This is a genomic window from Methyloparacoccus murrellii, assembly GCF_054657115.1.
The window spans coordinates 13,091-33,187 of record NZ_BAAHXD010000033.1; the positions used below are offsets into that span (position 1 = coordinate 13,091).

The following is a 20,097-nucleotide window of genomic DNA, read 5'->3' on the forward strand; positions in this document are numbered from 1 at the left end:
ACCTGCCGAACCGCCTTGAATTCCCTGCGCAAACTCGCCTCCCAGACCGTCGTCTACGGCCTCAGCAGCATCGTCGGCCGCTTTCTCAACTACCTGCTGGTGCCGCTGTACACCTACACCTTCCCGGCGGCGGCCTATGGTGTGGTTTCCGAGTTCTACGCCTATGCCGGCTTCTTCGCCGTGTTCCTGACCTTCGGCCTGGAAACGGGCTACTTCCGCTTTCGCCACCGCGACGACATCCCCGCCGGCGCGGCCTATCCGGCGGCGCTCGGTTTCCTGCTGCTGGCGAACCTGGTGTTCCTGGCGCTCCTGACCGGTTTCCGCCAGCCGCTGGCGGATCTGCTGCGTTACCCGGAGCATCCGGAATATCTGCTCTGGTTCGGACTGATTCTGGCCGCCGATGCGGCGTCGGCCCTGCCGTTCGCGCGCCTGCGGGCCGAGAACCGCGCCTGGCGGTTCGCCGGCATCAAGCTGGCGGAAATCATCCTCGCCATCGGCCTCAACCTGCTGTTCCTCGTGGGCCTGCCGAAAATCCTCGCGCTATGGCCGCAGGCGCCGCTGGCCCGGCTCTACGACCCGAACCTCGGTGTTGGCTACATCTTTCTCGCCAACCTGATCGCCAGCGCCTGCAAGCTGCTGTTGCTGACGCCGCAGTTCCGCGGTATCCGCTGGCGGGCCGGCCTGGCGGTCATGCGGCCGATGCTGGCCTATTCACTGCCGATGGTCGTCATCGGCCTGGCCGGCATGGTCAACGAGATGCTCGACCGCGCCATCCTCAAGTACCTGCTGCCCTACGATCTGCCGACCAACCTGCGCCTGCTGGGCATCTATGGCGCCTGCTACAAGCTGTCGATCCTCATGACCCTGTTCGTGCAGGCCTTCCGCTACGCCGGCGAACCCTTCTTCTTCGCCTACGCCGGCCGCGCCGACGCACCACGGGCCTATGCGCTGGTGATGCGCTATTTCGTCATCTTCTGTGTCTTCATCTTCCTGCTGGTCACGCTGTTCATCGAAGTCTTCCAGCATTTCATCGGCGAGGAGTATCGCGAGGGACTCGGCATCGTGCCGATCCTGCTGATGGCCAATCTCTTCCTCGGCATCTATGTCAACCTGTCCATCTGGTACAAGCTGACCGACCGCACCGGGATGGGCGCCTGGGTTTCGGTTTTCGGCGCCGTGCTGACGGTAGGCCTGAACCTCTGGCTGATCCCGTCGCTCGGCTACGAGGGCTCGGCCTGGGCGACCCTGGCCTGCTACGCAAGCATGGCGCTGGTCTCCTGGCAGCTCGGCCGCCATTACTACCCGGTGCCTTATCCCGTGTGGCGGATGGCCGCCTACCTCGCGTTCGGGCTGGTCCTGTACCTGGCCGACCGCGAGTTGGTCGGGTTCTGCGGCTGGGATGCCATGCGAACCGGTGCGGCGCTGCTGGCCGCGTTCCTGGGGGTGACGTGCGTGGCGGACCTGCGGCCGCTGCTCCGGCGGCAACGCCGGTAGCCACGCGGCGCGTCAATGGATATGCACTTCCCGGTGGTCTGCCTGGTCGCTTCTCCGCAGCAGGTACCGGTCCTGTTCGCCGGACAGGTGCCTGCCGTCGCCGGTCAGGTAGAGCAGGGTGCTTTCATCCTTGATGGCGAGCCGCCGCTGCGGGGCTTCCCGGTTGGGCGCCAACAGGAGAATGCCCTCGTTGTCGTCCCACTGGTACTTGCCTTTCTCGAAGGATTCCCGGTTCAGCGGCTTGGCGGGCTGGATCACCAGCAGATAGTTGTTCTTGGCATTCAGGGACAGGGTCATCTTGATGCCGTCGCAGTCTTTCTCCTGGCACGGCAGATAGCCGTAGAAGACACCCCGGAACCTGCCCGCCGTCCGGGAAGCGCCATGCGCCGAGTGATCCATGCCGTCGCCGAGCTGGCTCTGCTCGCGAGCCCTGAGCGCCTTCTCCTGGATCTGCATGTCCGTCTCCGCCCGGGCAGCCGGGGACAGTTGCAGTGCGGCCGATATGGCCATCAGCGCCAGGCACCTGGCGAAAATACGATTCGAGCGTTTCAAGCATCCTCCTCCATCAAACTGGTGTCATGATCCGGCCCGGGCGGGAACGCCCGCGCCAGCGCTACTGACAAGTTCCCGCCCGCCAGATTCCCCGGATGCGGCGCAGCCCGCCCGGAACGGCGGGCAGGCTCGCGCGACGGACCCCGGAACCGCGCCTGACCCCGGGTGGCCCGGATGGCGGCTAGCGACGCCCCCGGTCAGTGGCCGGACGAGACGACCCAACCCTGCCTGGCGGCATAGCCGGCAAACTGCTCGCTGATCCTGTCCGCCATCTCCGCCGCCTGATGCGCCGAAGCGGACCTGTAGGCGCCCGCGCCACCGCGGGCAACGCTGGTGGCGGCCGTGGCAGCCGTACCGGCTTCCGCGGCCGCACCGACGCCCGCCGTGGCCACCGCGCCCGGCGTATTGCCGCTGTCGGCATGTACTTCGAAGGACAGCAGCGTCCGATTGCCCGGCGCCAGAATCCGGACCTCGCTGTCGACGCTGGACTGGCCGGCGCCGAAACCGACCACTGCCCGCCGTACGGCATTGCCCTCGTCGATATTGACGAATCGCCCGGCGATCATCACATCGCCCGCCGCAGGTGCCTGGCTGGCTCCGACCCGCACAGGCGTGAAACCCAAGGCACGGATTTTTTCAACCAGTTCCGCCGACAGCACCTCCCGGACCTCCTGCCCAAGTTGCCGGGATTGCTCCGCGGCCTCGTCACCGACCAGGTCCTCCAGCTTCGCCAGGGGACTGGTACTGGCCTTGATCGTGCCCGTATCGGCGGAAAAGTCCTGGATCAGGACATGAGCGGGCTTGGCGATGGCCACATGGCTGGCCTGCAGAACATTCAGCGCCTGCGTCTTGGCGCAGCCGGCCATCGCGACGGACACGGCCAGGATGGTGCCGAACGCGGTCAGCGGGGCGATTCGCATGAGGATTCTCCGGGAGGGATACGGGTAATGCTTCAGGAAAACACGGTCGGTTGCGGTCGATGCCCCGGGCGCTGTCGCTTTCCCGGGCGGGGTGCCGCGATGCCAGCCTGCCGCGTCAAGGCAGGCGACGGTTGCCGGCCGCGCCCGGCTGGTTGAGGCCGGGGTCACGATGGCGCAGAGCCGGTGCGTTACCGAGGGCGCCAGGCGGGTTGATCCCCGGATCGGCACGCCGCGGCCCCGGCGATCGGTTGCCCAGCCGACCCGGCTGATTCACGCCGGGATCGATGCCCGGCGTAGCGGCCGCCGGAGGACGATTGCCGATCGCGCCGGGCTGATTCACACCCCGATCGCGGGCAGCGACGGCACCCGCGTCCAGCAAGAGCAAGGCCGCTGCGCTCAGCAGCATCGGCAGGGTCGGCAGCGGTTGTGGAAGGTTCATGCAGCAATCCTCGCATGCGGATTCACGGATGGCCGCATTATCACCCAATTCATGAGCGCTGCCTGCTGCCAGGGGCCAAGACTCGCACCGGCCTGCCCGTCCATGCCCGAACATTGCGCTCGATCCGAAATGGATATACCGCATGATAAAATTTCGGGTCGATCTTTCCTTGACCCTCCAGGACATCCGTGAAACATACCTCCCTCCCCGATTTTCTGCGCCACGTCAGCGAGCGCAACCCCGGCCAGCCCGAATTCCTGCAAGCCGTCACCGAGGTGATGGAGAGCCTTTGGCCCTTCATCGAGAGAAACCCGAAATACGTCGGCCAGGGCCTGCTCGACCGGCTGGTCGAACCCGAGCGGATCATCATGTTTCGCGTCGCCTGGATGGACGACAAGGGCACCATCCATGTCAACCGTGGCTATCGCGTCCAGCACAGCATGGCCATCGGTCCCTACAAGGGCGGGCTGCGCTTCCATCCCTCGGTGAATCTCTCGGTTCTCAAGTTCCTGGCTTTCGAGCAGACCTTCAAGAATGCCCTGACCACCCTGCCCATGGGCGGCGGCAAGGGCGGCTCCGACTTCGACCCCAAGGGCAAGAGCCCGGCCGAGGTCATGCGCTTCTGCCAGGCCTTCGTCACCGAACTGTTCCGGCACCTGGGCGCGCATACCGACGTGCCCGCCGGCGATATTGGCGTCGGTGCGCGGGAGGTGGGCTACATGACCGGCATGATGAAGAAGCTCAGCAACCGCTCGGATTGCGTCTTCACCGGCAAGGGCCTGAGCTTCGGCGGCTCGCTGATCCGGCCCGAGGCCACCGGCTACGGCACCGTGTACTTCGCCGAGGAAATGCTGAAGACCCGCGGGCGCTCCTTCGAGGGCCTGCGCGTGAGCGTGTCCGGCTCCGGCAACGTCGCGCAGTATGCGGTGGAAAAGGCCATGGCGCTCGGCGCCAAGGTCGTCACCGTATCGGACTCCAGCGGCACGATCGTCGACGAGGAAGGTTTCACGCCCGAGAAGCTGGAAATCCTGATGGATGTGAAGAATCACCATTATGGGCGGGTGAGCGATTACGCGAAGCGGACGGGGGTCTGCTTCGCCGCCGGCGTGAGTCCCTGGCAGGTGCCGGTCGATGTCGCCTTGCCCTGCGCAACCCAGAACGAGCTGGACGAGCACGATGCCGCGACCCTCATCCGCAATGGCGTGATCTGCGTCGCCGAGGGCGCCAACATGCCCGCCACCATCGCCGCCGCCAAGGCCTTCGAGGCCGCCGGCGTGCTCTACGCCCCGGGCAAGGCCAGCAACGCGGGCGGCGTCGCCACCTCGGGCCTGGAAATGAGCCAGAACGCGGAGCGAATGTCCTGGCCCCGCGATGAGGTGGACAGCCGCCTGCTTGGCATCATGCGCGGCATCCATGCCGCCTGCCTCCAGTACGGGAAGCGCGCCGACGGCACCGTCAGCTATATCGACGGCGCCAACATTGCCGGCTTCGTCAAGGTCGCCGACGCGATGCTCGCGCAGGGCCTGACCTGAGGTAGCCCGCCGCCTTTGGATGGTGGCAGCCGCCACCCGGCGAAACCCGCGCGGCGCCGGGTATCGTCAATGGTCGCGCTGCCAGCGCACCCGCAGCAGGTATTCGCTGTCCTGGTAGTGGTAATCGAGCTCGCCTGCGTAGGCACTCTGGATGGCTTCGCCCGCACTCCGCGCGAGATGAGGGTCGGTAAAGGTGAATTCGAGGCCACCCTCGGAGGTCTCCTCCACGCCCATCAGCTGCTTGAGCGGATGCTCGGTCTGTTCCCGGCCGGTGAGATTGCGCACCAGATGCTCGATCTCCCGCCGATGGGCCTGGAGAAAGGCGCCGCGTAAACCGAGATAGCCGGCGGGATTGCGATCGGCAAGCCGCTGGCAGGCCGGGCAGCGGTGTTCCGCCGCCTCGGCGGGTGCCAAGCCCCCCTGCCAGCGCCCACGCCGGAAGACCGCGCCGCAATCGGGGCAACGGGTAGGCTCGGCCCATTTGCGGCGGGCATGGTAAGGATCGTGCTGCCACTCGGGGAGCAACCGAATCGGATGACCCTGCGGCGCCCGTCGATAAGGCATCGTGGACATGACGGCTCTCCTTTATCTGGACGATCCGGGGAACCTGGGAGCTGGCGAAGAGCGGCTCCACCGAACCGGTTGTTTGCCCTTCACTATCACCTTAGCCCATGCGGCCGAAAACAAAACCTCCCGGGCGGACCGGGGCAGGCTGGCGGGAAAGTGGCAGCCCTGCCCGACTTCAGCGCAGGTAAACCCCGTCCTCGCCGATCCTGCCGGGCCCGCCCAGCACATAGATGCCGGCCGAGTTGGCCAGCACCCGGAATGCCAGCACGCCGTCGCCGACCTCCACTTCGCGGCCGCTGATGGCGTCGCGGTAGAATCCGTTGCGCACACCGGTCACGGTCACCGACTGGTCGCCACCGATGGCGAGGCCGACCGCGACATAGCTGTTTTCCGCCGGCCAGTCGCGGACGAAGCTCATGCCGCTGCCCCACTCGCTGACCTGACTCATCGGCGCCTTCTGCAGGGCCGGTATCGTCCGGCGGATCTGGTTGAGCCGCTGGATATGCCGGTAGAGAGGATGCGCCTGGGTCGTGCCGATACGTTCGTCGGTCAGATGATCGCCGAAGTAGGCGCGGCCGGTCTGGCTCAGGGTGTCCTTTTCGCCTTCGACGTCCTGCGACGTGCCCTTCATGAACTCGATCTCCTCGCCGTAATACAGGCAGGGAATGCCGCGCGCGGTCCAGATCAGGTTGTAGGCGACCGCCGCCATCCACTGCTCGCCCTTGAAGCGGTACTTGAAGTCGTTGTCCGGGCCGACGTCGTGGTTCTGCAGGAAGGTCACCATCCGCGTGACGTCGCCGTAGATCCAGTCCATCGACAGGATCTGCCCGGTGCCGCCATAGGTGCCCTTGCTGACCGTGTCGCGGAAGGTCGAGAACAGGCCGAAATCCAGTTGCGGAAAGCCGGAATCGCCACCGGAGAGCGGGTCGCGCGGGTCGTCGCCCAGCCGCGTGTACCACCAGGGCCGGATCTGCGACGGGCCGTTGTCCCCGCCGCCGAGATCGCCCCAGCCGTAGCCCTTCACCAGATTCTCGCCGAACACGAACAGCCCCGGCTTGTGCGCCTTCCAGGCGTTGACATACTCCAGCAGGTTGCCGCGTTCGACGTGCTTCACCGTGTCGATGCGCAGCGCGTCCACGCCCATGTCGAGATAGCGGTTGATCGCGCCGATCAGGTAGTCCTTGACGTTCTGCCGCTCGGTGGCGAGGTCGATGCAGTCGCCGGCCAGGTGTTTCTGCTGCAGCGGATGGGCGCTTTCCCAGTCGCCGCCACAGATGAAGCCTTCCTGATGAAACCAGTTCGCGTCCAGCGTGTTGGCATCGATACCGAAGAAACGGCCCGGGTTATAGCCGGATTTCGGCACGGTCTCGCCGGTCCTGGGGTCAACCAAGGGTTCGATGCCCTCCGGGTCGCGATCGTGGCGCTCCCGCCACCAGTCCGGCGCCAACGGGTTGTCGATATCATCCCGGTTTGGCCAGGCGTAGTTGCCGAGATTGCCCTGATAGGGGCCATGATCGACCCGGCCCGGCTCCGAGCCTTGCGGTACGTAATACTTGATCGGCAGATGGTCGATGTGGACCTTGCCGCGAATGCCGAATTGGCAGGCATGGTTCACCACCACATCCTGGATGATCTTGATACCGCGCGCATGGGCTGCGTCGATCAGGTCCTGATAGCTGGCGCCGGGCGACTCCAGGCGCGGGTCGATGCGGGTCCAGTCGTAGGCGTGATAGCCGTGATAATCCAGTCCCGAGCGGTTTTCCACCGGCGGCGTGATCCAGATCGCGGTGAAACCCAGATCCTTGATGTAATCCAGCCGCTCGATCAAGCCTTTGAAGTCGCCGCGCCAGTGCGGGTCGACCGGTTGGCCGGCGGCATCGAACTCGATGCGGTCGCGACAGAAGAAATTGTTGGAGGGATCGCCGTCGTAGAACCGCGTGGTGATGAGGAAGTAGATGGTTTCCTCGCGGAAATCGCGGCGCTGCGCCAGCGGCCGGATCGCGCCGGCCGCATCTCCGGCCGCTGGCATCTGCCCCGGGGATGGCGTAGGCACCGAGCCTACCCGCGAATCCATGGCGGCAGCGGTGCCCGCCATCGTTGCCGGCGGCCGCCGATGCCAGTGGCCATGCCGATCCCGCCAGCCGTCCCGGTCGCGGAACTCATCGGCGGTTTGCCGGCCCTGCCCGTCATGCAGTACGCAGTGGGCCGCCACCAGGCCTGGCAGGCGGAGGCGATACCAGCCCGCCCCGGCGGCAGCCAGCGGAACCCCCGGCCAGCGGGTCTCCGCGCCATGAGGATGGGTTCCCCAGTAATGCAGGTACAGCGTATCGGCCCATCCGTCGGGCCTTTCGAAATGCAGCGTCAAATCGGGCATCGGGGTTTCTCGCCGGACAGGGGGGGTACACGCCGCATCATACCGGCTTGCCGGCGCCTGTAGCACGGCGGTTCCCGGCCGCACGGATGATCGCCCTGATGAATCCTTATAATGACCGTCCACTTCCATCAGGGGCCTGCCATGTGGTTCTTCACGACCTGCGGTTTTTACAGCGTTGCCGTCAAGCCCGACGACGAGGCGGCAGGCACGGTGACCCTGCGCGCCCGTGCCCGGACCGACCTGGAGACCCTGCGGGAATGGTTCATGCCCGAACTGGGCGCCGTCCAGTCCGGCGACGGCAGCGACTACCCGTTTCGCGCCCGCATCGAACACCAGGCGTTCGCCGAGGGTCTCAAGCGACTGGCGCTGGCCATCGATTACGGCAACTTCAAGAATGCCGTGTTCAACCAGCAAGGCCCTCACCGGGCGCGCATCTACGCGAAAGTCTGGCGCGATCTGATCGAACTGGAGGACGAGGTCAGCCAAGCCATGCCCGCATACCCGGACATACGCATGGCCTGGCGGCTGGCCAAGACCCTGCAGCGCTTCCGGGAAATGCACGGCCACTGGCCCGACCGTATCCAGATGCCCCGATCGGCCTACAATCTGCTGCTGCTCGACGTCGGCCAGCTCTGGCACAAGGCGATGCTGGACAAGCTGCTGTTCATCCCGGCCCCTGCAGGCCTCATGGCGCTCGATGAAGCGGGGCTCAGCACGGAATTCGAGCGCGACCGTTGCGAGCAGGCCGACCAGCGCGAGGCGCTAGCCTGGCTGTTCAACTGAGGCAGGACCACGATCATGAGCAAGAATCCCACATCATTCGCTGCGGCGCTGCTGCTCACGACCTGCCTGCTGCCGGCGGGACCGGTCTGCGCGGCCGGGACGCCCGCCGCCGCCCCGGCACCGGACACGGACGAAGCCCGCAGCCTGGAGTTGCTCATGGCCAGCCAGCGGATGGACAAGCGCGCCATGCTGAAGGCGGCGCTGGACCTGTCACCCGCGCAGAGCGACCGCTTCTGGCCGATCTATTACGCCTATCAGGCAGAGTTGATCCCCATCTACGACCGCAAGTTTGCCCTGATCACGCAATATGCCGATGCCTATCCCGAACTCTCCGAAAGCCAGGCTGACCATCTGGTGCGCGGGTCGCTGACGGCCAAGCGGGAACAGATCGACCTGCTGGAAAAGTACTATCGGCGCGTTGCCGCCGCCCTCTCCAAGGGCATCGCCGCTCGTTTCGTGCAACTGGAAAGCGCCTGGAACGGCGCCTTCGACGTCAGGCTGCACGCCAAGCTGCCGCTGATTCCGGAAGATCTCGCCAGCCGCGCCCGGCGCCAGCGCTAGCGGCGGCGCGCCGCAACGCGGTGCCGACGACCGCCCGGCGGGCGGGTGATCCTCCACTCGTCCGCGCCCGGGGAAACCCGCCGCCACTCGCCGGGCGCCAGCCCGGCCAACGTCCAGGGGCCGATGGACCAGCGGATCAGGCGCAGGGTCGGATGGCCCACGGCGGCGGTCATGCGCCGGACCTGGCGGTTGCGGCCCTCGCGGAGGGTCAGCGCCAGCCAGGTGTCCGGCACGGAGAGGCGGTGCCGGATGGGCGGATCACGCGGCCAGAGCCCAGGGGGCTCGCCCATGGGATGGGCCTCGGCCGGCCGCGTCGGTCCGTCGCCGAGCGGCACGCCCCGGCGCAGGGACGCCAGAGCGGCCTCGCCCGGCACGCCTTCGACCTGCACCCAATAGGTCTTGGCCATCTTGTGACGTGGGTCGGCGATGCGGGCCTGCCAGGCACCGTCGTCGGTCAGCAGCATCAGGCCCTCGCTGTCGAAATCCAGCCGCCCGGCCGGCCGCACCCGGGGAATGGCGATGAAATCCGCCAGGGTCGGGCGGCCCTGCTCACGGTCGGTGAACTGGGACAGCACGCCGTAGGGCTTGTTGAAGAGGATCAGTTCGGCCATCGGCACCGGCGGGAAAACGGCATGTCGCAGCGGCCGGCGGCGCGCCTGTAAAATGGCGAGTCTACCATTCGATCCAGCCTTCACCGTGAGCAACCGCCGCCCGTCCCGTCCGTCACCCGCTCGTCCAGGCCCGGCAAAACGGGTCAGCTCCCCGGCCATCGCCAGCCAACCGGGCGTGGAAAAACCGGCATCCCTGCTACGCATTTGCGGGCTCTCCGCTGTCGCCGCGCTGTTCGAGCGCGCGCCCGGGCGGGTGCTGCGACTTTTCTACGAAGCCCGGCGCGCGCGCGACGTCGGCCGCTACTGCGCCCACTTGGCACAGACCCGCCGCCCCTATCGCCAGGTGAGCCCCGACGAACTGGGCAGGATTGCCGGGACCGTGCTCCATGGCGGCGTGGTCGCCATCGCCGAGCCCTGCCTGCCGGGTCGGCTCGGCATCGCGGAGGCGCGACGGCTGGCGGCGAACAAGACCTCCCTGTTCGTTCTCGACGGCATCGGCAACCCGCACAATGTCGGCGCGATCACGCGCAGCCTGGCCTTCTTCGGCTTCCGTCATCTGGCGCTTTCCGACCATCCGCAGCAGGCGGGACTTTCCGATGCCGCCTACCGGGTCGCCGAAGGTGGTCTCGACCGGCTGACGGTGTACCGTGCGCCGCAATTGCCGGGGCTGCTGCAAGCGTTGCGGCCGATATTCCACATCGTTGCCACCGCGCTCAGCCAGCGCGGCCAGCCACTGGAGGCGCTGCTAGCCAGCCCCGATCCGCGGCCTCGACTGATCCTGCTGGGCAACGAAGAACAGGGGCTGCCCGACGCCACCCTGGCCGCGGCGGAAACCGTTCTTACCCTGCCGGGTGCGGGCGGCGTGCAATCGCTCAACGTCGCGGCAACGGCAGCCATCCTCGCCCATGGCCTGAGACCGCCCCACCCGGCGGTGGCGCCGGATGGCGGGCAAAAAAGTTCCGGTGTCAAGTCCTTCGTGCAGATCACGCGGGGCTGAAACCGCATATGGGACAGCAGGTTAGCTCTTTTCAAGGCCGCTTTACAGAACTGCGGCTTCGTAGGCTAGGAGCTACATAGGAGCGTCGGGAGAGAAGGACACATCGCACTGCGTCGTGCTGGATTGCTGAGGAACGACGAACCTGCCGCATCATCATAGCCCACGAATTCGCATTCGTAGCTCGTCGGTTTCAGCATCAAATGGATTGTGGAGTTCGCCGACTTCGGTCCCCAGCCTGGAACAATCCGCATCCTTTTGACAGTAGCCCACCCCTGCCATCCCGTATCAGGAACAACGCGCTCAGTCCCTGCCGCGTCGCGAGTGCCGTGCCGGCTTCGGGGCCAGTCACCATGAGGGCCGTTGCCCAGGCGTCGGCTTCTGCGCAGGTCGGGGCAAGCACGGTAACCGACGCTGGCGAAGACAGCAGCGGCGCGCCCCGCTGCGGGTCCATCGTGTGCGACAAGTAGCGTCCCTGCACCGTCACACCGTGCCGGTAGTCGCCAGAGGTGGCGACAGCGCCATCCTGGAGGCACAGGATCGAATGCGGCGCGCGGCTGTCTGGATCGGGCGCTTCGACCGCGATTGTCCATGCCTCGCCATCGGGCCGCAGGCCCAGTGCGCGCATCTCACCGTCGATGCCGACCAGTCCTGCGGCGATGCCGAAGCTGCCCAGGGTTTGCGCCAGCCGGTCCACCCCGTAACCCTTGGCGATGCCATTCAGGTCGAGCACGATGGCTTCCCGTTTGCACACTTGGTTGCCCGTCAGTTCCAGCACCTCGTGGGCCGCGCGTCGGGGTGCGGCCAAGGCGCGGCGTATGCCTTCTTCATTGGTGGCTTGCGGGCCGAAGCCCCAGGCTTGCACCGCATCGCCCATGCCGATGTCGAAGGCTCCGCCGGAAGCGCGTCCGATGGCCAGGCCCAGGGCCAGCACGCGGGCCAGATCGTCCGGCACCACGGCTGATGCGCCCGCCGGCGTCCGGTTCAGGCGCATCAGGTCGCTGTCCGGATCCCAGGTGGACATCTGCATGTCCACCTCGTCGCTTGCCTGCTGCAAGGCTGCCTGCACCGGGCCGGTGTCGAATCCCGGCGCGGCGAAAAACAGGGCGGACCAGCGCGTGCCCATGGTGGGGCCGTTCAGCGCATGGCGGATCAGCTCAGTAGATGTCTTCGACATAGCGGTCCCCGGCCTTGAGCATCGCAGGCGTCAACCCGGCAGGCTTCAGAATGTCGGTCAGTGCATCGGCCACACCGCGCGCCATATCCCGCCCTCCGCACACCATGATCCTGGCGCCCTGGCTGATGGCCGCTGTGATCCGTGGCGCTTGCTGTCGCAGGGCATCCTGCACGTACTGCGGCCGCTCTCCGCGTGAGACTGCGATGGACAGATGAGCCAGCTTGCCATCGGCCTGCCAGCCCGACAGCTCATTGCGGTAGAGAAAATCGCTGTCGGGCTGGCGCAGTCCGAAGAACAGATGAACGGGGCGGTGTGACTTGTTGTTGCGTATGAAGCCCGCCAGTGGCCCGACCCCGGTGCCTGCCCCGATCAGGATCAGGGGTGTCCGATCGCGGCCCGCATGGAAACCCGGATGGCGCCGCAAGAATCCCTGGGCCGTCTGGCCTGGCTCCAATTGAGTCAGTTGGCCCGAGGTCAGGCCGCCGACATGCTGGCGCACGACGATTTCGATGAAACCGTCCCGTGATCCCGATGCCAGGGAATACAGGCGGGGGATCGCCGAGCCTTCGGGTACGATGCCCAGCAGGTCGCCTGGCTCGAATCGCGTGAAGCGTTGGCCCGTCAGGCGCTGCCAGAACGACGCTTTGGGCAGCGCGAAGCGCAGGATCGACATCGGAGCCTGCACCGCCGCGCCATAGTCGTGGCGCTCCAGCAGGGTCAGCGTCTGGATGGCCGGAAGAGTCGGTTGGTGGGCGAGTTCCAGTTCGATGCCAAGCGCCTGGCCCAGTATTCGGCCCCAGCGGGCAAAGTCCTGCGGCGACTGGCGGTCGATAGTGTCGAAGGCCATCAGGGCAGGCCAGCCCTTGTCCCGAGCGACGTTGTCCACAGCGCAGGCGAATGCGCAGAAGGCCGGGAAGCTGCGGTCGCCGAAACCCAGTACCGCCACAGGAGCGGTGGGCGCGGTCTTCAGGCTCTGGAGCTGAACGAGAAAGCCCTTGGCCGAGGCTGGGGCATCGCCCTCGCCATAGGTGGCGGCGAGGATCAGAAAGCGCCGCGCCCGACGATAGCGTGCGGGCTGGAAGGCTGCCATCGAGGTCACATGCACCGATTGCCCTGCATCACGCAAGCCACGAGCCAGCGTCGCGGCAAAACCCCAGGTGCTGCCGCCTTCGGAGCCCACCAGCACGATGGTGTCGGCCTGCGCGGCGGGTGCGTTGCCTATAAGCCGGGGGCGACTGCGCCACCCCGGCAGCCAGACCAGTATCCCCGTCACGGCCAGTATCGCCCCCCCCATCGCCATCACTCCCAGGAACAGCCCGAACACGGCAGCGCCCTGCCCGGTATGCAGCATGTAGATCGTCTCCGACGCGCGTTGCCCGAGGCTCAGGTCCTGCCAACCCAGCAGGGTGCCGGTTCCCTGATCCACATATCCCACGCCCCGGTCGGTTCTCAGGGTGAACATGTCCTGCGGATCGTCTGGCGCGGGAAAGCTCAGCTCGCGCAGTTCGGCCACCGGCGTGACGCGCAGGGCTTGCATCTCGGTCAGCGCCAGGCCGGCCTGACCGCTGACCGTGGCAGGCGTCTCCAGGCTGGCGACATCGATCGTGACGATCTCGAAGGTTTGGGCCGACATCCACAGTGCGGTCATGGCGGACAGCGCGAGCCCCAGCACCGTCACACGCGCGATGTCGGTATGCAGGCGTCCTGCGAGCGGGCCACGCAGGCGTGCCAACCAGTGTCGCCAGCCTCCCAGGCGACGGGCTACCAGCACCGTGCCGGAAATGGCCAGCAGCAGCATCGCCAGCGCGCCCGCTGCGACGATCAGGCGGCCGCTGTCGCCCAGGAGCAGCGAGCGGTGCAAATTGGTGAGCCAGCGCCGCAGCGGATTCGGGTCGGCGCTGGCCACATCACGGCCTGTGGCCGGGTCGATCACGGCCGAACCGGGCTGGTCGCCATCGAACCACCACGCACTGATCTGCCCCGAGGGTGCGCGCCTGATCTGTTCCAGGCCGGGATGAGCTGCTTGCACCCGCGTGGCCAGATCAGCGACTGTCAGCGTGGCATCGGGCTGAAAGGTTCGAGCAGTCTCCAGCGCCGGAAAGAGCGAGAGTGCCGCGCCGCTCAGCGCCGTGACAACCAGCAGGACGGCCAGCACGAGGCCCAGCCAGCGGTGCAGGATACGCATCATCGCGGCAGCTTCCGATCAGGATCAGAGGCCGTAGCTGAAGCCGGCGACATAGCGCCGCCCGGCGACGGGCTTGCCAGCCCCGGCGGTCGTCAATGGCACCGAAACGTCACGTGGACTGTCCTGCATATCCTCCGCGGCGGCATCCACGTTCAGCTTGTAGCCCGCATCGAACAGGGCATCGGCCAAGTCCACCGTCACCTTCAGGCTGCGGCCTGCACCCACGCTGGCACCAGTGATGCCATCGATCTGCGAGCGGTTGCCGCCAGTCGCGCGATACCAGTCCGGCAGGTGCTTGTAATACTTCGATTTCTCACCCGCGACCCACAGTGTGCGCACATAGGCGCCGTTTGCATCGGTCAGGTACAGCGCCAGGTAGGCGCCATTGCCGCCATAGTTCTTGAGCGCGGTGGTCAAGGTGACCGGACGTGCCGCAGCCAGGTTAGGCAGCGCCATGGCTGCGGACAGGGCCAGGCAAGAGACGAGCTTTTTCATGATGATTCCTTCGCAAGTAGAACGATGTCGTTCGTGGAGGTGCAGGCGCCTCTAGCGCAGCGCGAACACCTCGTGATGAACGCGACGCGGGCGCTGCCCCGTCGCCTGGAGTCCCGACACGACCGCATCACGCAGGCCAGCCGGTCCGCAATAAAACAGCTCCGATTCGCACAGCGGGAAGGGCACCAACTGGATTAGCCGTTGCGCTGTCAAGCACCCGTCTTCGGCGCTGGCCATGACATGCACCGTCAGGCCGGGATGGCGTGCGGCAATGGTCGCCAAGCGCTCTGCGGCGAAAGCTTCGGGTCGCGTCGTCACCACCCAGACCAGAGCGATCTCCTGCTGCTCGGCATCGGTCAATGCCTCGGCCCAGGCCAGGAAAGGTGTGATGCCGATGCCGCCGGCCAGCCATACCTGGCGCCGCACGCGCCTGCGGAAAACGAACCGACCGTAAGGCCCCTCGACCCGCAGGCGCTTACCGGGTGACAGACGTTCGGGCAGACGCCGGGTCCAGTTGCCCAGGGATTTGATGGCGAAGCGGAGGCGACCGTCCGCACTCGGTGCACTCGTTATGGTGAAGGGATGAGCCTCGGCCATCCCCACATCGGAGGCCGACAGGAAGGCGAACTGACCCGGCCGCCAGCGCAGGGCTCGCCCTTCTGGGCGCAGCGTCACTTCCGCGACCATTCCGTGTTGGTCGATGTTCTCCAGCACAAATGCACGCGGACGCAGGTACGGTGCGACGAACTGCATGAACAGCCACGCCGTCACCCCTGCCAGGCTCAAGGCGTTCAGGTACAGGCCCAGCGTGCCATCCAGGCCGGCGGGCTGATCGATGGCAAGCTGGTGGAATGCGGCGACGGCAAACAGAAGCCCTGTGAAACGGTGAGTGAAGCGCCAGATCGGCCAGGGCAACTCCAGTCGAGTGAAGGGAATCCGCTTGATCCAACTGATCAGGATCAGCCCGATGAGGCCATTGAATGCGACTTCACCGATGTCCGAAGCAAATTCCCCCAGTCGCGTTTCGCGCACGACATTTTCCAGCTCGGGCTCGAAGGTGTTGTGCCCGATCATCAGGGCCAGTGCGGCAATTCCCAGCCATTTGTGAACCTCATACATCCGATCGAGCCCCCCAAACAGGGGTTCGGCCCAACGCGGGCGTGCGGACAAGACCAAGGCCAGACTCATGGCAGCAATGGATGCCGCGCCCAGTGCAATGCCTATTGCGACGTCCGCACCGTAGGGTGCATAAGTCTGTGCACCAAGCACGGCCGCGTACAGAACGGCCAGGGTGGCCAATATCGGTCCCGTCAGGTACATGGCGCACTCCTTAGCGCGTGCCCTCCGGCGCCGCCGGGGCGGGCGGGCGCCGCGATTTGTCATCAGAGGGCTTGCCCGTCTTGGCCGCTTGACCCCGCCCAGCAGGCAGGTAGCGCGACGAGTCGGCGCCAGAGCGGAAGCGGACCTCCAGTTTCTGGACCGCGAGCGATGCCGGGTCGATCTTCAAACGAATCTGGTTGCCGTCACCGTCCCGGCCACGGACTTCGTAGCAGCCATCGTCGATGCGCAGGCGCTCTGTCGTGATGCCCAGTTCGGTTACACGGGCCGTAACGGTTTCGCGGGACTGCCATTCGGCCATGGGTCGGTGGCAATCGTCGTCAGCCAGCGCGGCACCAGAGGCAGTCAGCGCGATCACTACGGCAATCGGCAGGAATGTTTTCATGGTGAGCTCCTTTATCCTTCGATGGCTTGAGGATGCTCTGCTAACGTGACCGCAGCCTGAGCCCTGAGCGAAAATTGCTTCAGGTTGCCGTCAGGTATGCCGTTGCGTCGGCCCATAGAGGAAAGGTTCAATGCGTGTCCTGCTGATTGAAGACGACGACGTGCTGGGCGCAGCCGTGCGCGACCAGATTGCGAGCGATGGCCATTCCGTGGATTGGGTGCGTCGCCTTGATGCGGCGGACCATGCGATCGCGGGCGTGCCTTACGACCTCGTTCTGCTGGACCTGATGTTGCCCGATGGCCGGGGCATTCCCTTCCTGCGGCGCCTGCGCGCGCGGGGTACGGCCATACCGGTCATCATCCTGACGGCCCTTGATCAGGTGTCAGACCGGATCGAGGGGCTGAATGCCGGCGCCGACGACTATCTCGTGAAGCCCTTTGATCTGGCCGAATTGTCGGCGCGCATCGGATCGGTTGCGCGTCGATACAGCGGCAACCCCAATCCCATCGTCATCCATGGATCACTCCAGATCGATCTGGCCGCACGCAGCATCCGTCGTGACGGCCGCCTGGTGCCGCTGACGGCGCGCGAATGGGCGTTGTTCGAGGCATTCCTGTCCCGACCCGGCCAGTTGCTCTCGAAAGCGCAGTTGGAGGAAAAGCTCTATGCCTTCGATGCCGAAGTGGAGAGCAACGCCATCGAGGTGCATGTCAGCCGCCTGCGCAAGAAACTGGGCGCCGAGATCATCGTGACCGAACGCGGACTGGGCTATCGGTTGGGGCAGGCATGAGGGTGCCCGGAAGCCTGCAGCGGCGCCTGGGGCTTTCGCTGGGAGTCCTGCTGACGGGGCTCTGGATCGGTGCCGCCTCAGTGACGGCGGTCCTGGCGCGCAATGCCATCGAGGAAATCTTTGACTCGGCCCTCCAGGAAACGGCGCAGCGAATCCTGCCGCTGGCAGTCGCAGACGTTCTTGGGCGTGAAGAAGAAGGGGTGACCCAGCGCCTGGCCGAAATCCGCGAGCACAACGAACTGCTCACCTATGCCGTGCGCGATGCCCAAGGACGCATCCTGCTGCTTTCGCACGACGCCAACCCGGTGGTTTTCCCTCATTGGAGTGGCATCGGATTCAGTCAGTCCACAACCCACCGCTTCTACAGCGAAGAGACACTGCAAGGCTCTATCCGGCTCACTGTCGCCGAACCGCTGGCGCATCGCATGGTCATGGCGCGTGAAATCCAGATGGGTTTGGTTCTGCCCTTGTTGATTTTTCTGCCCATTGCGCTGCTGGCCATCGTGCTGACCGTGCGTACGACCCTGGCCCCCTTGCGGCGCTTCCGTGAACGGCTGGCGGCACGTGGGGTACGCGATCTGTCGCTGGTCCCGGCGGATGAACTGCCGGCAGAGGTCGCGCCGGTGGCCGACACCCTGAACGGCTTGCTCGGGCGGCTCGGCGCCGCCTTCGAAGCCGAGCGCAGCTTCGCCGCCAATGCCGCCCATGAACTGCGCACGCCGCTGGCGGGCGCCATCGCGCAGGCCCAGCGCCTGCAGGCAGAGACGGGCGACCCGGCGGCAAAGGCCCGTGCATCCGATATCGAAGCGACACTCAAGCGCCTGACGCGGCTCTCCGAACGCTTGATGCAACTGGCACGGGCCGAAGGCGGACGGCTGCGCCTGGAACAGGTCTCGGATCTGCGGCCCGTAGCGCGCATCCTGACCGACGAGTTGTCTCGTACGGCGGGCGCGGATCGAATCTCCCTGTCGCTGCCGGACGATCCCCTGATGTCGGATCTCGATCCCGACGTGTTCGCGATCCTCTATCGCAACCTCGTCGAAAACGCCCTGCGCCATGGCGCGGACGGCACGCCCATCCATGTTTCGCTGGCCAGCGACGGCGTACTGACGGTCGCCAACGATGGGCCTGTCGTGCCGAACGAAACCCTTGCCCGGTTGGCGGACCGATTCGAGCGCGCGGGAAAGCTCAGGGATGGCAGTGGTCTTGGGCTGGCGATCGTCCATGCGATTGCCCAGCGCATCGGCAGTGCGTTGGTCCTGAAGTCGCCGAGGCCCGGACAGGATTCAGGCTTCGAGGCATGCCTGACTCTTCCCACTACAATGAGTGATAACCACCTGTTGATCGGCTCGGGCAGTCGTTTTGGTAATTCGCCGAGCTGAATACACGGTCAGCTTGGCTTGGGAGCCGCGGTCTTGCCTGCGCTTCCCTTCCTGAACCCCCGATCTCCGGCCATGAAGGCTTCCAGCATGTGCGGGATCAGTGTCGCCGCATCGACCACTTCGCCATAGGTCTGCGCGTGCAGCGCGGCGTACTGGTCGAGCTTGGTTTTCAGGCTGGCCGGACAAGCAAAGGCCAGCTTCGTGGATTCCATTTTCGGCAGCGGCCCTAGCCGCAGCTTGCGCGTCGTCATCGTGAAGCCCCCCGGTTGAAGAAAAGCGGTTGGTACGGCCGCAGCACCAAATCACGGTTGACGATGATCCTCACCGGCAAGCCCGGTCGGGCCGTCAACGTCGGCTGAATGGTCATGTTGCGCCGGGTGATTTCCTGGCCGACCTGATTGACGCTGTCCTGCGCGCTGTCGCGTCCGGCGATGACGATGCGGTTGCCGTCCTGGCGGTTCTCCGGCGCGGCCAGCTCGGCACCCACACCCAGCAGCGTCGTCAACACGGCGCCGGCGAAGATGCGGTTCCAGTGCCAGTCCACGTCATCCTCCAGTCCGGCGTAGCCCGCAGGATCTGTGCCCACAAGGTTGTCGAGCGTCAGCGACGAGGTATCCGGCAGGATGACCCGGTTCCACACCACCTGCACACGGCTCTGCCCGTAGCTGACCTGGCTGTTGTATTTGCCCAGGATGCGCGAGCCTTGCGGGATCAGCAGGAACTTGCCCGTGGCCGTGTCATAGACCGGCTCCGTGACGGTGGCGATCACATCGCCCGGAAGATCGGACTTGATGCCTGTCACCAGCGCCCCGGCGATCACCGTACCGGCCATCACCTGATACGGCGACGCCGGCAGCGCCAGATTGCCGGAATTACGGCTTTCCGTAGAGCCGCCTTTCAGGAACGCCTCCTTCTGGTCTTGCCGGTTCTGCACGGCAGTCGGGTCGGCGGGCTGGGCCGCCGTCGAGGCCGGCCCGGCGGCGAGCGGATCGAAGGCCGCGAGCGCACTGGCACCGCTGGCACCCGGCGCCGCCTGCGCCACCGTTGCGGCCTGGCCTTGGCCGCCCGAGCGGAAGAACACCGACGAAGCCGCAGCGGCCTCCGCTTCCTTGCGCAAGGCGTCGTTCGGATCATGACCGGGGGGCGCGTAAGCAGCCACGGCCGGCTGCTGCGAGTTCACGATGGCCGGGCCGAGGTCGCCCGGCAGTGGTGGCCCCAGCTCGGGCACCTTCGGCGGCAGCTTCGAGTAGTCGGCCGGCAGGCCATCCAGCCCTTCGGACTTCGAGACGCGATCGACGTTGTAAAGCTCGGTCTGTTCGCTGGCTCCGCGCCGCTGCGGTTGCAGCGACCAGATCGTGGCACCGAGCACGGCGACCGACAGGCCGCCGACGAGGGCGGCCAGCGTGCGCCGGTTCAGGCGCGTGACCGGGCGCGGCTGGGCGCGCAGTGCCACCGCCTCGGGCGCGACCTTGCCCGGCGAAGGCGCGGCAAGGTCGGGAGTGTCGTCCTGGCTCATGG

General features: G+C 66.2%; 20 protein-coding genes. 7 read left to right on the forward strand and 13 right to left on the reverse strand.

All coding sequences use genetic code 11. The features are described from left to right. Positions 1–15: 15 nt before the first annotated feature. Entirely contained in the window at positions 16–1,494 is a 1,479-nt protein-coding gene (locus ACYQ1H_RS10370; protein WP_460027980.1) for a lipopolysaccharide biosynthesis protein, read from the forward strand. 12 nt (positions 1,495–1,506) lie between these two features. On the opposite strand, the gene ACYQ1H_RS10375 is transcribed toward ACYQ1H_RS10370, so the two are convergent. The 3 genes from ACYQ1H_RS10375 to ACYQ1H_RS10385 all read right to left on the reverse strand — a co-directional run bounded on the left by ACYQ1H_RS10375 (position 1,507) and on the right by ACYQ1H_RS10385 (position 3,405). Further along, positions 1,507–2,046 (reverse strand): copper resistance protein NlpE N-terminal domain-containing protein, encoded by a 540-nt coding sequence (locus tag ACYQ1H_RS10375; protein WP_460027981.1) that lies wholly within the window; start codon positions 2,044–2,046, stop codon positions 1,507–1,509. 197 nt (positions 2,047–2,243) lie between these two features. Continuing rightward, entirely contained in the window at positions 2,244–2,966 is a 723-nt protein-coding gene (locus ACYQ1H_RS10380; RefSeq protein WP_460027982.1) for a DUF4410 domain-containing protein, read from the reverse strand. A 115-nt stretch (positions 2,967–3,081) separates the two neighbouring features. Beyond that, entirely contained in the window at positions 3,082–3,405 is a 324-nt protein-coding gene (locus tag ACYQ1H_RS10385) for a hypothetical protein (RefSeq protein ID WP_460027983.1), read from the reverse strand. A 188-nt stretch (positions 3,406–3,593) separates the two neighbouring features. Here ACYQ1H_RS10385 and gdhA point away from each other — a divergent pair, with 188 nt between their 5' ends. Further along, complete coding sequence (gene gdhA / locus ACYQ1H_RS10390) at positions 3,594–4,937, forward strand: NADP-specific glutamate dehydrogenase (RefSeq protein WP_460027984.1); 1,344 nt, start codon at positions 3,594–3,596, stop codon at positions 4,935–4,937. A 66-nt stretch (positions 4,938–5,003) separates the two neighbouring features. On the opposite strand, the gene ACYQ1H_RS10395 is transcribed toward gdhA, so the two are convergent. Both ACYQ1H_RS10395 and ACYQ1H_RS10400 read right to left on the reverse strand, forming a co-directional pair. Beyond that, a complete protein-coding gene (locus ACYQ1H_RS10395) occupies positions 5,004–5,510 on the reverse strand; it encodes a BCAM0308 family protein (protein ID WP_460027985.1) in 507 nt (168 codons plus the stop codon). Positions 5,511–5,679: 169 nt separating this feature from the next. Further along, the gene (locus ACYQ1H_RS10400) at positions 5,680–7,878 is read right to left on the reverse strand and encodes an alpha-amylase family glycosyl hydrolase (RefSeq protein WP_460027986.1); all 2,199 of its coding nucleotides are present in this window, start codon (positions 7,876–7,878) and stop codon (positions 5,680–5,682) included. Positions 7,879–8,019: 141 nt separating this feature from the next. Here ACYQ1H_RS10400 and ACYQ1H_RS10405 point away from each other — a divergent pair, with 141 nt between their 5' ends. Both ACYQ1H_RS10405 and ACYQ1H_RS10410 read left to right on the forward strand, forming a co-directional pair. After that, on the forward strand, positions 8,020–8,661 hold the full coding sequence (locus ACYQ1H_RS10405; RefSeq protein ID WP_460027987.1) for a hypothetical protein: 642 nt from the start codon (positions 8,020–8,022) through the stop codon (positions 8,659–8,661). Between the two features lie 15 nt (positions 8,662–8,676). Next, positions 8,677–9,222: a hypothetical protein gene (locus ACYQ1H_RS10410; RefSeq protein WP_460027988.1), complete on the forward strand. Its 546-nt coding sequence runs from the start codon at positions 8,677–8,679 to the stop codon at positions 9,220–9,222. On the opposite strand, the gene ACYQ1H_RS10415 is transcribed toward ACYQ1H_RS10410, so the two are convergent. Then, positions 9,219–9,833, reverse strand: coding sequence for a pseudouridine synthase (locus tag ACYQ1H_RS10415; protein WP_460027989.1), 615 nt, complete (start codon positions 9,831–9,833; stop codon positions 9,219–9,221). The genes ACYQ1H_RS10410 and ACYQ1H_RS10415 overlap by 4 nt on opposite strands. A 175-nt stretch (positions 9,834–10,008) precedes the next feature. Here ACYQ1H_RS10415 and ACYQ1H_RS10420 point away from each other — a divergent pair, with 175 nt between their 5' ends. Next, on the forward strand, positions 10,009–10,830 hold the full coding sequence (locus ACYQ1H_RS10420; protein ID WP_460027990.1) for a TrmH family RNA methyltransferase: 822 nt from the start codon (positions 10,009–10,011) through the stop codon (positions 10,828–10,830). A 196-nt stretch (positions 10,831–11,026) separates the two neighbouring features. Here the strand turns inward: ACYQ1H_RS10420 and ACYQ1H_RS10425 are convergent, their stop codons facing one another. From ACYQ1H_RS10425 to ACYQ1H_RS10445, 5 genes are read right to left on the reverse strand one after another with little or no spacing between them, the layout of a single operon-like run. Then, complete coding sequence (locus ACYQ1H_RS10425) at positions 11,027–12,004, reverse strand: FAD:protein FMN transferase (protein ID WP_271258930.1); 978 nt, start codon at positions 12,002–12,004, stop codon at positions 11,027–11,029. Beyond that, a complete protein-coding gene (locus ACYQ1H_RS10430) occupies positions 11,985–14,192 on the reverse strand; it encodes a PepSY domain-containing protein (RefSeq protein ID WP_460027991.1) in 2,208 nt (735 codons plus the stop codon). The genes ACYQ1H_RS10425 and ACYQ1H_RS10430 overlap by 20 nt, the downstream gene beginning before the upstream one ends. 21 nt (positions 14,193–14,213) lie before the next feature. Continuing rightward, entirely contained in the window at positions 14,214–14,684 is a 471-nt protein-coding gene (locus ACYQ1H_RS10435) for a DUF2271 domain-containing protein (RefSeq protein ID WP_271258932.1), read from the reverse strand. A 51-nt stretch (positions 14,685–14,735) separates the two neighbouring features. Further along, the gene (locus tag ACYQ1H_RS10440) at positions 14,736–16,004 is read right to left on the reverse strand and encodes a ferredoxin reductase family protein (protein ID WP_271258933.1); all 1,269 of its coding nucleotides are present in this window, start codon (positions 16,002–16,004) and stop codon (positions 14,736–14,738) included. Positions 16,005–16,014: 10 nt separating this feature from the next. Next, entirely contained in the window at positions 16,015–16,407 is a 393-nt protein-coding gene (locus ACYQ1H_RS10445) for a PepSY domain-containing protein (RefSeq protein WP_271258934.1), read from the reverse strand. A 130-nt stretch (positions 16,408–16,537) separates the two neighbouring features. Between ACYQ1H_RS10445 and ACYQ1H_RS10450 the strand changes: the two genes are divergently transcribed. Both ACYQ1H_RS10450 and ACYQ1H_RS10455 read left to right on the forward strand, forming a co-directional pair. After that, positions 16,538–17,197: a response regulator transcription factor gene (locus tag ACYQ1H_RS10450; protein ID WP_271258935.1), complete on the forward strand. Its 660-nt coding sequence runs from the start codon at positions 16,538–16,540 to the stop codon at positions 17,195–17,197. A 2-nt stretch (positions 17,198–17,199) separates the two neighbouring features. Beyond that, on the forward strand, positions 17,200–18,579 hold the full coding sequence (locus ACYQ1H_RS10455; RefSeq protein WP_460027992.1) for an ATP-binding protein: 1,380 nt from the start codon (positions 17,200–17,202) through the stop codon (positions 18,577–18,579). An 8-nt stretch (positions 18,580–18,587) separates the two neighbouring features. Here ACYQ1H_RS10455 and ACYQ1H_RS10460 read toward each other — a convergent pair whose 3' ends face one another. Both ACYQ1H_RS10460 and ACYQ1H_RS10465 read right to left on the reverse strand, forming a co-directional pair. Next, positions 18,588–18,830, reverse strand: coding sequence for a DUF2274 domain-containing protein (locus ACYQ1H_RS10460; RefSeq protein ID WP_271258937.1), 243 nt, complete (start codon positions 18,828–18,830; stop codon positions 18,588–18,590). Next, positions 18,827–20,095: a TraB/TrbI/VirB10 family type IV secretion system protein gene (locus tag ACYQ1H_RS10465; protein ID WP_460027993.1), complete on the reverse strand. Its 1,269-nt coding sequence runs from the start codon at positions 20,093–20,095 to the stop codon at positions 18,827–18,829. Before ACYQ1H_RS10465 ends, ACYQ1H_RS10460 begins: the two co-directional genes overlap by 4 nt. Positions 20,096–20,097: the final 2 nt, after the last annotated feature.